The organism is Saccharothrix sp. CCNWYY140 (genome assembly GCF_037401995.1).
Classification (GTDB): Bacteria; Actinomycetota; Actinomycetes; order Mycobacteriales; family Pseudonocardiaceae; genus Actinosynnema.
On the sequence record NZ_JBBEGC010000173.1, the window covers coordinates 1 to 12,284 of the forward strand.

The window sequence follows — 12,284 nt, forward strand, 5'->3', positions numbered from 1 at the left end:
ACGGGGAAAGAAACCGAGGCCCTTCCCGTGGTCGCTGCCGCTTGGCGGAACGCAAGAGCTCCCCGCCCTTCGGGCGTGACGCCTTCGGCGGGAAAGCACGCGGCGGTCGAGTGGTGGGTCGGGCGAGCCCGAGCAAGGCAACCCGGCGCGGAGGCCTCGACACGCCTCCGCGCCGGCGCCTTCCCCACCGGCGGGGTGCGGATCACACCATCAAGCGACATTCATATGACGTCATATGTCCACACCCTTCCCTATACTGAGCGCAACCGTGAGCGCGACGGAGGCACGATGACCGCGACCGACGGGCGCCCGACCGGGGACGCCCCCACCACCTGGCCGCGCCGCCCGGCCACCCTGGCGAAGGCGGTCACGGCCGAGCTGGTGGAGCGGATCGTGCGCGGCGTCTACCCGCCCGGGACGGTCCTGCCGCCGGAGCCGGTGCTGTGCGAGACCTTCTCGGTGAGTCGGACGGTGATCCGCGAGTCGGTGAAGGTGTTGCAGGAGAAGGGGCTGGTGCAGGTCCGCCAGGGCTCCGGCACCACGGTCACGCCGCCGGCGGTCTGGAACCTGCTCGACGAGCTCGTCCTCGCCGCCACCATCGCCCAGGACGACACCCTGGCGGTCCTGGACGACGTCGTCGTGACCCGGCGCCTGCTGGAGTCGGACATGGCCGCCGTCGCCGCGCGCACCGCCGACCAGGACACGATCGACCGCCTGCGCGCCCTGGTGGAACGCATGGACGAGCTGGTGGACGACCCGGTCGCCTACCGCGAGCAGGACCGGATCTTCCACGACACGGTCATGCAGGCGTCGGGGAACCGGATCGCGCGGGGCGTGGTGCGCGCACTGGAGGGCCAGGTCATCAACACCGCCCGCTACACCGGCCGCAGCGAGCGCGCCCTGTGCGTGGCCTCGAACCAGGGTCACCGGGCGGTGTACGAACACATCGCCGCCCACGACCCGACGGGCGCGGCCGAGGCGATGTTCACCCACATCACCGAGGCGTGGCTGGTCCGCCGGGACGACTCGGGCGACCCGAGTCGCCTCGAACGCCCGGCGACCAGCTGAACAAGACCAAAAAAGTGCGCCGGGAGCCGAAGCCCCCGGCGCACGCAACCGCTGGGATCACGCGACCGTGCAGGCCGCGCCGTTGAGCGTGAAGGACGTCGGCTTGCCGGTGTTGCCCGTGTGGGTCGCCTGGAAGCCGATGCTGACCGAGGCGTTCGGGGCGATCTGGCCGTTGTAGCTGACGTTCCTGGCTGTCACCTGGCCCGAGTTGGGCGTGTAGGTGGCGTTCCACCCGCTGGTGATGGTCTGCCCGCCCGGCAGCGTGAACACCAGCGACCACCCGTTGATGGGCGAGCTGCCGGTGTTGGTGACGACGATCTCCGACGTCAGACCCGTGTTCCACGCGTTGATGGTGTCGGTCACCTTGCAGCCGTCACCCGGCGGGTTGTCAGTGGTCGTGGTGGTCGTCGTGGTCGTGGTGGTGGTGCTCGTGGGAGGCGTGCCGCCCTCGAACTGGGAGATGAACTTCCACGCCTCCGCCTTGGTCCAGGTCCGAACCCCGCTCTCGCAAGCACACCCGTCCACCGGACCAGGCATGTGCCCACCATCGAACGCAGCCCACTGCACCGGATATCCGGCACGGCACGAGTACGTCGTCGTGATGTGCGTCAGGCTGCCGGGGCTGGGCTCGCGCGGGGACTGTGCCGCGCACCCGTTGTTGCGCACGAAGGTGTCGCGCAACCCACGACCCAGGCCGATGCCCAGGACGTTGTCCGAGAGGCCGTGGATGCCGAAGTACGCGATCGGCTGCGTGCCGCCCGCGCACCCGCTCAACTGGGCGCCCGAGTACACCACGACCGCACGGAACACGTTGGCCCGCGAGCAGGCCAGCGAGTAGCTCATCCCGCCGCCGTAGCTGAAGCCCATCGCGAAGCGCAGGGCGGTGTCCACGCACAGGTCGCTTTCGATGCGCTTGATCATGTCGTCGACGAACACGACGTCCTCACCGCCGGAGTTCGCCCAACCGTTGCCGAAGCCCTGCGGTGCAACGAGGATGGCGCTGTTGTTCGACTGCTCCTGCATCCCGTAGTACGACCACGCCAAACCACTCGTGCCACCCGACGAGATCTCGTTCATCGTGCCACCACGCCAGTGGAACGCGAAGATCAACCGATACTGCCGGTTCGGGTCGTAGCCGTCCGGCACCCTCAGGATGAACTGCCGGTTCTTGCCGTTCGTCGTGATGTTGTGCGTACCGCTGCGCAGCGTGGGCGCCTTGCCGCAGCCGGCGCTCGCGGCGAGCGCGCCGACCTGTGCCGTCGACGAGGTGGCCTGGCCGACCCCGGCGATCACGGCCGTGGCGGCCAGGGCGCCGGCTAGGAGCACGGCGGCCGACGCCGGCCCGAAGAGTCTGTACCTCGACATTGAGCAGCTCTTTTCTGCCGTTCCAATAGGGGGTCCATGCGGCGGCGGTGTGCGCGGTGCCGCCACGGCGGGGGCGGCACCGCACCGGTCAGCAGGAGGAGTTGGTCTGCGTCAGCAGGCCCAGGCGCCACGGCAGGCGGTTGTAGTCACCGCCCGCGTTCGGGTCCATGCCCTGGTACAGGTAGGTCAGGTTGCACGGGCTGATCTCCATCGTCTGGTCGACGTTGGTCCGCACCACCTCGCCGTGGCTGATGTCGCGCGTCCACGCCCCGGCCGGGAACGTCACGTTGTTCCAGCGGGCGAACGGGTTGGCCTCGGTGTCGGCCAGGCTCGTCCACGGGCCGGTGATGGCGGGCGCGGTCCAGGAGCGGAAGTAGCGGCGGCCGTCGGTGCCGATGGCCTCGTGCACCAGCAGCCACTGGTCCTTGCCGGCGATCTTGTAGACGTTGGACGCCTCGAACAGGCGGTTGCGGTCGGCGTCCCGCATCGCGATGACGGTGTTGGTGAAGCCGTTGGGGTACTGCGCCAGGGTCGTCTCCGACCGGTACAGGTGGCCGTTGTCGTCGGAGGAGAACAGGTAGCACTTGGCGCTGTCGCAGACGACCCAGAAGTCGACCCAGTAGCCGTTGCCGATGTTGTCCCGGATGATCTGCGGCATGCCGTTGGCGTAGAAGTTCCGCGGCGCCGACCACGACGACGGGTTGGAGATGTCGGTGGTCGTGGAGTACGAGGCGTTGTCACCGGTCTGGTAGACCAGGTACCACAGCCGTTGCGGCGCGAAGTAGAACACGTGCGGCGCGGCCTTGTACCCGCTGCCGATGGCCGTGGTGTCCAGGTAGTAATGGGGTGCCGACGACGCCTGCGACCAGTCCGCGAAGCTCGTGTACATCAGGTTGTAGCCGGTGGTGTACGTCGAGGCGAACACGTGGTACTTGCCGTTGTAGTACACGACGCTGGGGTCCTTGACCGCGACGTTGGCGTGCGTGGCGTCGGGCTTGGGGCTGATCAGGATGCCGCTGGAGTTCCAGCGGAAGCTCGACGGCAGGCTGCCCACGGGCGGGTTGCCCGTCGTGGTCGTCGTGGTGGTCGTGGGGATCACTCCTCCGGTGCACGGCGTTCCGTTGAGGCTGAAGCTCTCCGGCGCGGGGTTGCTGCCCGTCCACGACCCGTTGAAGCCGAACTCCACCTTGCCGCCGGTGGGGATGCTCGCGTTGTAGGAGACGTTCTTGGCCGTCACCTGCGCGCCGCTCTGCGTCACGTCGGCGTTCCACGCCTGCGTCACCTTCTGGCCGGCGGCGTAGGACCACGTCAGCGTCCACCCGTTGACCGCGTCGCCGACGTTGGTGATCGCCACGTTGGCGGTGAACCCGCCCTGCCACTGGGACGGCGCCGTGTAGGAGACCGAGCACCCCGGCGCGGCGGAGGCCGGCGCGGACACCGCGGTCAGCGCGGACAGGGCCGCGATCGGCGCGAGTGCCGCGACGGCCACCTTGGCCCGCCTCGACGGGGTACGTCGTATCGAGAGCATGACTTGCCTTCCTGGCATGGTCGGCGGCGGCTCCGAACGTCCGAAACTTTCGGGTTCGTGAATGTGAACTTTCGGGCCAATGTAACCAGGAGGGCACAGCCAGTCAACGACCGTTTGTTAGCGCTCACAAGCTTTCGCTGGTCACGCCTCCAAGCGCATGAGCACCGCGGACGGAGCCGCGGGCAGGGTGAACGAGAGCTCGGCGCGGTCCGCCTGCCACGCCGGGACGGCCGGGCTCGTGCCCGGGTAGAGCACGCTCACCCGAGCGTCCACGCCGGACAGGTGCGGGAGGTGCAGTGTCGTGGTGGGATCCCCGCCCCGACGCCACGCCGTGACGTAGGTGGTGGTCGGCGTCCGCAGGGCCAAGGCGACCCACGGGTCGTCCCACGCCGGCAGTCCCAGCGGCCACGACGGCACCGCCACCGGCAGGTCAGCGCGGATCTCCTTGTACACCGCCACGGCTTCGTGCACGAGCGCGCGGGCTTCGGGGGCGAGTTCGGTGATGCGTCCCGACAGGTGCACGCGGGCCAACAACGCGGAGGCCATCGTGTACGCGACCTCGTCGAGCGTGTCCTCCCCCCGCGGGTACGCCCAGACCGCGCCCTGCTCCGGCGTGACCGCGGTCGGCGCGGCGGCGGCGATCGGCGCGTAGTGGACCAGGTTCTCCTGGTCGCTGGTGGACTGCAACTGCAAGCGGGACAACAGGGCGTGGTCCACGCGCATGCCGCCCGAGGCGCAGTTCTCCACCACCAGGCGCGGGTAGCGGTCCAGGACGCCGTCCAGCCACTCCAGATGGGCGCGGTGGTGGCCCAGCATCCCCGCGCCGGGGCTCTCGCCGGGGTGGGCGCTGGTGCCCGGCCCGGGGTCGACGTTGTGGTCCAGCTTGAGGTAGCCGACGCCCCACTCCCCGACCAGCCGGTCCACCACGCGGTCCAGGTGCGCGCGGGCGGCGGGGTGGCGCAGGTCGAGGTGGTAGCGGCCGGCCTCGACGACCCGCACGCCCTCGCGGCGGAAGAACGCCTCCTCGGGCAGGGTGGCCGCGACCGCGCTGCCGGTGCCGACGACCTCCGGCTCCAGCCACAGGCCCGGCACCATGCCCAGGTCCCGGATGTGGTCGAGCACCTCGTGGATGCCGCGCGCGCCCGGGAAGCGGGTGCGCGAGGGTTCCCAGGCCCCGACCGTGTTCCACCAGTTCTCCGCCTCGTCGGCGTACCAGCCGGCGTCGATGACGAAGTACTCCGCGCCCGCTTCGGCCGCCGCGTCGACCAGCGGCAGCAGCTTGGCGGTGGTGGGGTCCCCCATCAGGCAGTTCATGTAGTCGTTGAAGATCACGGGCAGGTGCTCGTGGTCGGGGTGCGGCCGGCGGGTCGCCCGGCGGTGCTCGGTCAGCGCGGCGAACGCGGCGTCCGGGCCTTCGGCGCTGAACGCCAGCGCGACCGGGACCGTGCGGAACTCCGCGCCGGGTTCGAGGGTGTGGCGCCACGCGTGTAGGCTCTGGGACGGGCCGAACACCGCCAGGTAGGCGGAGTGCTCGCGCTCGCCGCACTCCCAGCGCCACCCGCCGCCGTTGTGCTCGACCTGCCACAGCCACGTCCGGCCGGTCCTGCGGTCGGTCAGGCCGCCCATCGGCAGCTTGCCGCCGCTGGACCACGCGCCCTGCCCGGACAGCACGACCGCGCCCCGGCCGTTACCGATCCGCACCCGCCCGTCGAGGGCCGGGGACGTCTCCCGCAGCGGTCGGCGCCGCCACCGGAACTCGGCGAGCCAGTCGTTGTCCGCCCACAGCAGGTCGGCGTCGTCCAGGGCGTCGGTGAGGCAGCCGACGACGAGCGACCCGACCGCCTCCAGGTGCAGCGGGGTCCGGCCTTCGTTGCGCAGCACGACTTCCGCGCGCAGCACCGGGATGCCGTCCGCCAGGCGGTGGACCACGTCCACCACCAGACCGGTCTCCGGGTCCTGGTGCCGCACGGTCAGCGTGCGCAGGCCGTCCTCGTACGTCGAGTGGTCCTCCTTGTAGCGCAACCGCTCGCCGATCGCCGAGTGGATGAACCGGTTGCCCGACCAGTTGCGGCCGTGGCCCGTCGCCGTCACCGCCGCCGGCGGGACCGGTGCGCCGGGGTGGTACTCGGGGTGGAGTTCACCGGGCGCGCCGAGCCGCTCCAACCGGAGGACGCCGTCCTCGGTGAGGGCGAACTCGGCGGCCAGGACGTCGTTGCCCCACTGGAAGCGCCCGGGGGTCACCAGGCGAGCCCGAGACGTGCGACGTAGTCGACCAGCGAGCTCGACAGCAGCCGGTGGTCGCGGGCGGAGAAGTGCCAGTCGCAGCCGAGGAAGTCCAGCGCGGAGCCGCCGTCGTAGCCCCAGAAGCGGACCCGGCTGTCGCCCTGGTTGTTGCGGTCCTGGACGACCTGGCGGGCGGCGTCGGGGAGCGTGCCGGAGCCGTGGGCGCTGACCAGGATCGTCGTGCCGGTGCCGTAACGGGTGCGCAGCTTGTCCAGGAAGCCCTGGTAGGCGGACTTGTAGGCGGCGAGCAGGCTCTCCGGGGTCCACGACTCGCCCGGGTTGATCGCGGTGGAGAAGTCGTTGGTGCCCAGGCCCACGACGACCAACTGGGGCCGCCAGGTGCTGGGGACCGGCCACACGTCACCGTCGACGTTGAGCAGCGCGCGGTCGTAGTAGGTGCGGTAGTTGGTGTTCGGGGAACCGCCGTTGTAGTTGCGCACCATGCCGAGGCCGGAGAACGCGTTGACCTGGTAGTCGGCGTTGAGCGACTTCGCGGTGAGGGCGCCGTAGCTGACGTCGGTGTTGGTGTTGCGGGTGACGCCGCCGTTGGTGGAGCAGTCGCGGGTGGTGGACAGGTTGCCGTAACCCACGGTCAGGGAGTCGCCGATGAACTCGACCTGGCGGGTGCGGGCGACCGGCTTGTCCAGCACCTGCCCGCCGTTCGCGGCGACGAACCCGCCGAACTGGCCGGACGACCAGGTGCTCTCGGTGCGCTTGACCAGCCGGACGCGGTGCTCGGTGTTGCTGAGGTTGTTCACCCAGTACGTGGTCTTGCCCGGGGTGACCAGGGTGGCGACGGTCGTGCCGTCGACCTGGACGTCGAAGTCGTTGGCCGAGTCGTCCAGCACGATCCCGACGCCGGTGCCGCGGACGCGGCCCTCGAAGTACACGCCGGGCCAGGAGTAGCGGGCGTCCTTGGTGACCCGGCCCGGGGTGTGCGCCTTGGCCAGCGGGTCCGCGGGCGCGGGAGCGCCGGTGCAGGACGTGCCGTTGAGGGCGAAGTCGGTGGGCACGGGGGTGGTCGGGCCGTTGGCGTTGAAGCCGAAGCTGGTGGACGCGCCGCTGGACAGGGAGCCGTTCCAGCTCGCGTTGGCCACGCTGACCTGGGAGCCGGACTGGGTCGCGGTGCCGCCCCACGAGGCCGTGACCGCCTGGCCACCGCCGAACGACCACGTCAGGCGCCAGCCGTTGACGGCGTCGCCGACGTTGGCGATCTGCACGTTCGCGGTGAACCCGCCGGTCCACTGGTTGGTCACCTGGTAGTCGACCCGGCACCCCACCGCGGCTTGCGCCGGGGCACCGCTGATCGAGACGGCCGCGGTCAGCGCGGCGGTGAGGGCGGCGGCTGCCGCCAACCGGGACCGGTGCACTGGGTGTCCTCCGAGGATGCTGTGCGCAGCGCGGAACGCGCGCGGGGAAGGGGATCTGCGACCAGGGTGACTGTCCACAGTGGCCGGTGTCGTGGCAGTCGCACCGGCCGTGGCATGGTGCGCCGCGCGGCCCTGGGAACGCTGCCAAGAAAGTAGCGGAGATGTTTCGAACCGTGAAGACCTCAGTATCGTTTGGGCGCCCCGGCCCGCACCGCGCGCGGCGAGGCGCCCAGTTCCCGGCGGCACGCCTTGTTGAACGCCTGGAGGTCGTCGAACCCGACGGCCGCCGCGACCGCCGGGATGGGCAGGGTCGAGGCGCGCAGCAGGTGACGCGCCCGCTCCAGCCGCCGCCGGCGCACGTAGGCCACCACGGTCAGGCCGGTCTCGGCGCGGAACAGCCTGGTCAGGTGGTTGTGCGAGACCCCGGCCACGGCGGCGATCCCGGGCACGGCCAGCGGGCCGGCGAGGTTGGCCTCGATGTGCGCGACGGCGGCGGCCACCGCGCCGTGCCCGGTCCCGGACGCCGCCAGGTGGGCCACCCGCCAGAGCACGGTCCACACCTCCGCCGCCGCCATCGCGGGTTCGGCCCGTGCGACCGTGATGGCGTGCCGCAGCAAGCCGGTGAGCAGCGGCGTCTCCGCCCCCGCGGGCTGCATGACCGGCACGGTGAGCGCGTCACCCCAGGTGGGAAGGCGCAGGTGGACGTAGAGGTGCTCGGACCGGCCCTGGTAGCGGTAGGAGACCCGTGCTCCCGGCGGGACAAGGCTCACGTGCCCCGGGTGGATGGCGTGCGTGGTGCCTTCGACGGTCAGTTCGGCGGAGTAGCCGTAGAGGTGCAGCTGCCACAGCTCGGGCAGCAGGAACTCGTCCCGGCGACTGGCCACGCCGTGGACCCCGATGCCCAAGTTCGCCACGACCGGCGGCGAATCGAGACGGACCGCCACGTGGTGCATGGTGAAAAATTACCACTAATGGTGAACTGGACCCACGACAGCGCTGCACTGCGCTCATAGTGTTTGGTGCATGGAAACCACCAGCCACCTGCTCACCTCGGTGCTGATGGCACGTTTCGCGGCACAGGGGTTCCTCCGCTTCGACTCCGTCGTGCCGGACGACCTCAACGCCGTGGCGATGGACGCCATGCGGGCCGGCGTCCCCGACGTGCCCTACGGAGTCCCGCTGAGCAAGGCGTTCCCGGACGACTCGTTCGCCCGCCGCCTGGTCGGCCTGCCCGTCGTCGCCGGCGCGCTGCACAGCCTCGTCGGCCCCGAGCCCACCGTCGACCACATCGCCGTCCACGTGCGCGAACCCAACGAGGGCATGGCCCAGCCGCTGCACGGCGACGCGATCATCGACACCCGGCGGGACGCGTTCGACGTGCAGCTCATGTACTACCCGCACGAGGTGACCGCGGACATGGGCGGCACGCTCCTGGTCCCCGGCAGCCACCTGCGCCTGACCAACGAGAGCGACACCGGCCGCTACCAGAACCTGCGCGGCCAGATCCGCCTGACCTGCCCGGCCGGCACGGTCCTGTTCCTGCACCACGGCATCTGGCACGGCGGCCGGCGCAACGACTCCGCACAACGCCGGTTCATGTTCAAGACCCGGTTCAACCCCACCACGCCCCAGGTCCGCCTGTGGGACACCACCGACCTCGACGACCCCGCCGTCCGCGCCGAGCTGACCACCACGTTCCCCTGGTACGAGCACGCGACCGGGCGCTTGGAGATCTACAACCGGATCGCGCTGTGGCGGACGCTGACCGGCGACGACACCTTCGACATCGACTACTGGGCCACCAGGGTGAGCAACCGTCCGGGGAGGACCGCGTGAAGCAGCAAGTCCTGGTGCTGTACTTGAACTCCTCGGCCCTGGACGACCGGGTCGTGGGCTGGGCGTCCTACGACGGCACCGGCCGCACCCACCCCACCACCGGCGACAGCGACGAGCCGCCGTACGCGACCGGCGTCGACGCCTTGCGCGACGGCTGGCGGCTCTTCCAGGCGTCCCAACTGATCCCGCCCTACCCCGGGCACGAGTACGACACGTCGTTCCTGAAGCACGAGTTCCTGTTCGAGAAGCTGGAGTGACCACAAAGGACTACGGCCACACCCCGGCCACCAGGTCCGCCACCGTGTGGGCGTGGACCCCCGGCAGCGGCCCGGCCACCGCCCGCACGTGGTCCTCCGCCGGACCGGCCAACCCGTCGTAGATCGCCGCGAACAACTCCCGCGCGGGCTCACGCGGCCAGTCGGGCGGCAGCAACGGACTCGGCAACCCCGGGTCCAGCACCGGCAACCGCCGGTAGGTGTCCATGACCTCGGTCCGCGTGCGCACGGCCTCGGCCCCCAAAATCCGCCCCCGACGCACTCGTTCCCGCAACGACCCCCACCGCTGGATGAAGGCGTCGTACCGCTCGGCGATGGCTGCGGTGTCCCAGGCCTCGACCGGGTCCCGGCCGATCGACTCCCCGAGCTCGACGTGCCGGGCCCGGAACACCGTCACCGCCCCCGACGCCAGCCCGGCCAGTTGCGCCCCGGCCTCCTCGGTGAGGTCGTGCGGCGAGATCCACAGCCCGTCGTAGAGCGGGGCACACCCCAACCACCGCAACTTGCCCCGCAACTCACGCCGCCCCACCACATCCCCTTGGGGCAGCGAAAAGGCGATCAACGTCCACCACTCGTCCCAGCCGACATCCGGGGCGGGCGCGAACAACACCCGCCCGCCCGCGGACAACACTGATGCCGCCGCCTCGGTCAACCGGTAGGAACTGGCCCGCCCCTGCCTGCTCCCCTCCAGCACCCCGCGCCGCGCCAGCCGGCTGATCGTCGCGCGCGCCCCGGCGTGGCTCACCCCGGCCTCGCCGAGCAGCACCACGATCGCCGCCGAGGGCAACCAGGCCCGCGCGCGCAGGGTGTAGTCCGCCAGCAGCGTCACCGCCATGCCCTGCGGCGAACCGCCGCTCTGCCGGCGCGGCAGCCGAACGTCCTCCGGAAAGATCTCTTCGATGTCGTACGGGCTCGTCACATCGGCTCCGGCGGCGTTCGGGACGGTGATCACCCACGACTGTAGTCAAGACGCTCGATTGACACTTCTGCACACACCGTGGAAGGTAACTGTCACACGTCGGGCTGCCGCCCACGTGGACACCGCCACTCCCCAGACCGTTGCGCGAAACGAAGGGGTCAAGCGCATGAAGGTCAGATCGAGCATGGTGTTCGCCGCGGTGGCGTCGCTGGCCGTGGCCGGCCTCGTCACCGCCGCACCCGGCCCGGCCTCGGCGGCGACGCTGACCGAGGTCACCAACTTCGGCACCAACCCCGGCGGAATGCGGATGCACGTCTACGTGCCCGACACCCGTCCCGCCAATCCTGGCGTGGTGGTAGCCATGCACGGCTGCGGCGGCACCGGACCGGGCTTCTACTCGGGCAGCGAGTTCGCCTCCCAGGCCGACCGCCACGGTTTCATCGTCATCTACCCCAGCGCCCAACAGCAGGCCGGCTTCGGCAACTGCTTCGACACCTGGTCCGACGCGGCCAAGCGCAGGGACGGCGGCAGCGACCCGGTCTCCATCATCTCGATGATCAACTACGTCAAGCAGCGCTACGCGGCCGACGGCAACCGCGTGTACGCCACGGGTTCGTCCTCCGGCGGCATGATGACCAACCACATGCTGGCCCTGTACCCGGACGTCTTCAAGGCAGGCGCAGCCTTCATGGGCGTCCCGTTCAACTGCTTCGCCAATGCGGCCGACTACCCACCCGGCAGCAGCAAGTGCACCGGCAGCGGAGGCGCCAACCGAACCCCTCAACAGTGGGGCGACGCAGTCCGCCAGGCATACCCCGGTTACACCGGCACCCGCCCACGGGTCCAACTCTGGCACGGCACCAACGACACCCTGGTCCCGTACTCGCTGCTGCAAGAGTCGATCGAACAGTGGACCAACGTCTTCGGCCTAAGCCAAACCCCCACCTCAACCGACACCCCGCAACCCAACTGGAACCGCCGCCGCTACAACGACAGCGCGGGAACCACGCAGGTAGAGGCGTACAGCATCCAGGGAGCAGGCCACACCCTCCCCAGCTCAGGCATGGCAGCCCAAGCCATCACCTTCTTCGGCCTGGACAAACCCCCCACAAGCACAAGCACCACCACCACGACAACAACCACCACAACCACAACCACCCCGCCACCCACCGGCGACTGCCAGGTCACCAGCACGGTAAACGCCTGGAACACCGGCCTAACCGAGAACATCACCATCACCAACACCGGCACCACCACCATCAACGGCTGGACCCTGACCTTCACCCTCCCCACCGGCCAAACCATCACGTCGGGCTGGAGCGCCACCTACTCCCCCAACTCGGGCCAGGTAAGCGCCAAGAACGTCAACTACAACGCCACCCTCCCCCCAAACACCCCCACCAACATCGGCTTCCAAGCCACCCACACGGGCAACACAGCCAAGGCAACCTCCTTCACCCTCAACGGCATCCCCTGCACCACCCCCTAAGCACCAGACCCTGACGACCACCCACAACGCCCGAAGGGCACGCTTTTCGAAGTACCTAGCGCAGCAGACCTCCCCCTGGGCTTCTTCCGTCATCCCCGTATGGCCTGCCCGAAGGGCTACCACACTTTCCAGGGGTTGCAGCCGAAAATTT

The 12,284-nt window shown here is 70.1% G+C and carries 10 protein-coding genes; 4 read left to right on the forward strand and 6 right to left on the reverse strand.

Going from position 1 to position 12,284, the window contains the following annotated elements; translation table 11 throughout:
• Positions 1 to 288 precede the first annotated feature (288 nt).
• Positions 289 to 1,068, forward strand: a complete 780-nt coding sequence (locus WBN91_RS36590) for a FadR/GntR family transcriptional regulator (RefSeq protein ID WP_337728888.1) — start codon at positions 289 to 291, stop codon at positions 1,066 to 1,068.
• Positions 1,069 to 1,125: 57 nt separating this feature from the next.
• Here the strand turns inward: WBN91_RS36590 and WBN91_RS36595 are convergent, their stop codons facing one another.
• From WBN91_RS36595 to WBN91_RS36615, 5 genes are all read right to left on the reverse strand, one after another.
• On the reverse strand, positions 1,126 to 2,433 hold the full coding sequence (locus WBN91_RS36595) for a cellulose binding domain-containing protein (RefSeq protein WP_337728889.1): 1,308 nt from the start codon (positions 2,431 to 2,433) through the stop codon (positions 1,126 to 1,128).
• An 88-nt stretch (positions 2,434 to 2,521) separates the two neighbouring features.
• On the reverse strand, positions 2,522 to 3,961 hold the full coding sequence (locus WBN91_RS36600) for a non-reducing end alpha-L-arabinofuranosidase family hydrolase (protein ID WP_337728890.1): 1,440 nt from the start codon (positions 3,959 to 3,961) through the stop codon (positions 2,522 to 2,524).
• 141 nt (positions 3,962 to 4,102) lie between these two features.
• Positions 4,103 to 6,202, reverse strand: a complete 2,100-nt coding sequence (locus WBN91_RS36605; RefSeq protein WP_337728891.1) for an alpha-galactosidase — start codon at positions 6,200 to 6,202, stop codon at positions 4,103 to 4,105.
• Positions 6,199 to 7,614, reverse strand: a complete 1,416-nt coding sequence (locus WBN91_RS36610) for a cellulose binding domain-containing protein (RefSeq protein ID WP_337728892.1) — start codon at positions 7,612 to 7,614, stop codon at positions 6,199 to 6,201. Before WBN91_RS36610 ends, WBN91_RS36605 begins: the two co-directional genes overlap by 4 nt.
• A gap of 182 nt (positions 7,615 to 7,796) precedes the next feature.
• Complete coding sequence (locus WBN91_RS36615) at positions 7,797 to 8,558, reverse strand: AraC family transcriptional regulator (RefSeq protein WP_337728893.1); 762 nt, start codon at positions 8,556 to 8,558, stop codon at positions 7,797 to 7,799.
• 79 nt (positions 8,559 to 8,637) lie between these two features.
• On the opposite strand from WBN91_RS36615, the gene WBN91_RS36620 reads away from it, so the two are divergent.
• Together WBN91_RS36620 and WBN91_RS36625 are read left to right on the forward strand one after the other, a co-directional pair.
• A complete protein-coding gene (locus WBN91_RS36620; protein WP_337728894.1) occupies positions 8,638 to 9,450 on the forward strand; it encodes a phytanoyl-CoA dioxygenase family protein in 813 nt (270 codons plus the stop codon).
• The gene (locus tag WBN91_RS36625; RefSeq protein ID WP_337728895.1) at positions 9,447 to 9,707 is read left to right on the forward strand and encodes a hypothetical protein; all 261 of its coding nucleotides are present in this window, start codon (positions 9,447 to 9,449) and stop codon (positions 9,705 to 9,707) included. Before WBN91_RS36620 ends, WBN91_RS36625 begins: the two co-directional genes overlap by 4 nt.
• Positions 9,708 to 9,717: 10 nt before the next feature.
• On the opposite strand, the gene WBN91_RS36630 is transcribed toward WBN91_RS36625, so the two are convergent.
• Positions 9,718 to 10,677 carry a PaaX family transcriptional regulator gene (locus WBN91_RS36630; protein ID WP_337728896.1) on the reverse strand — a complete coding sequence of 320 codons (960 nt, stop codon included), beginning with the start codon at positions 10,675 to 10,677 and terminating at the stop codon, positions 9,718 to 9,720.
• A gap of 133 nt (positions 10,678 to 10,810) precedes the next feature.
• Here WBN91_RS36630 and WBN91_RS36635 point away from each other — a divergent pair, with 133 nt between their 5' ends.
• Positions 10,811 to 12,133, forward strand: coding sequence for an extracellular catalytic domain type 1 short-chain-length polyhydroxyalkanoate depolymerase (locus tag WBN91_RS36635; RefSeq protein WP_337728897.1), 1,323 nt, complete (start codon positions 10,811 to 10,813; stop codon positions 12,131 to 12,133).
• The last annotated feature ends 151 nt before the right edge of the window (positions 12,134 to 12,284 follow it).

What these genes read in the sequence shown, in the direction of transcription:
- WBN91_RS36600 (WP_337728890.1), bottom strand. Translation starts at nt 3,961, where the DNA reads ATGCTCTCGATACGACGTACCCCGTCGAGGCGGGCCAAGGTGGCCGTC.
- WBN91_RS36590 (WP_337728888.1), top strand. Translation starts at nt 289, where the DNA reads ATGACCGCGACCGACGGGCGCCCGACCGGGGACGCCCCCACCACCTGG.
- WBN91_RS36635 (WP_337728897.1), top strand. Translation starts at nt 10,811, where the DNA reads ATGAAGGTCAGATCGAGCATGGTGTTCGCCGCGGTGGCGTCGCTGGCC.
- WBN91_RS36620 (WP_337728894.1), top strand. Translation starts at nt 8,638, where the DNA reads ATGGAAACCACCAGCCACCTGCTCACCTCGGTGCTGATGGCACGTTTC.
- WBN91_RS36595 (WP_337728889.1), bottom strand. Translation starts at nt 2,433, where the DNA reads ATGTCGAGGTACAGACTCTTCGGGCCGGCGTCGGCCGCCGTGCTCCTA.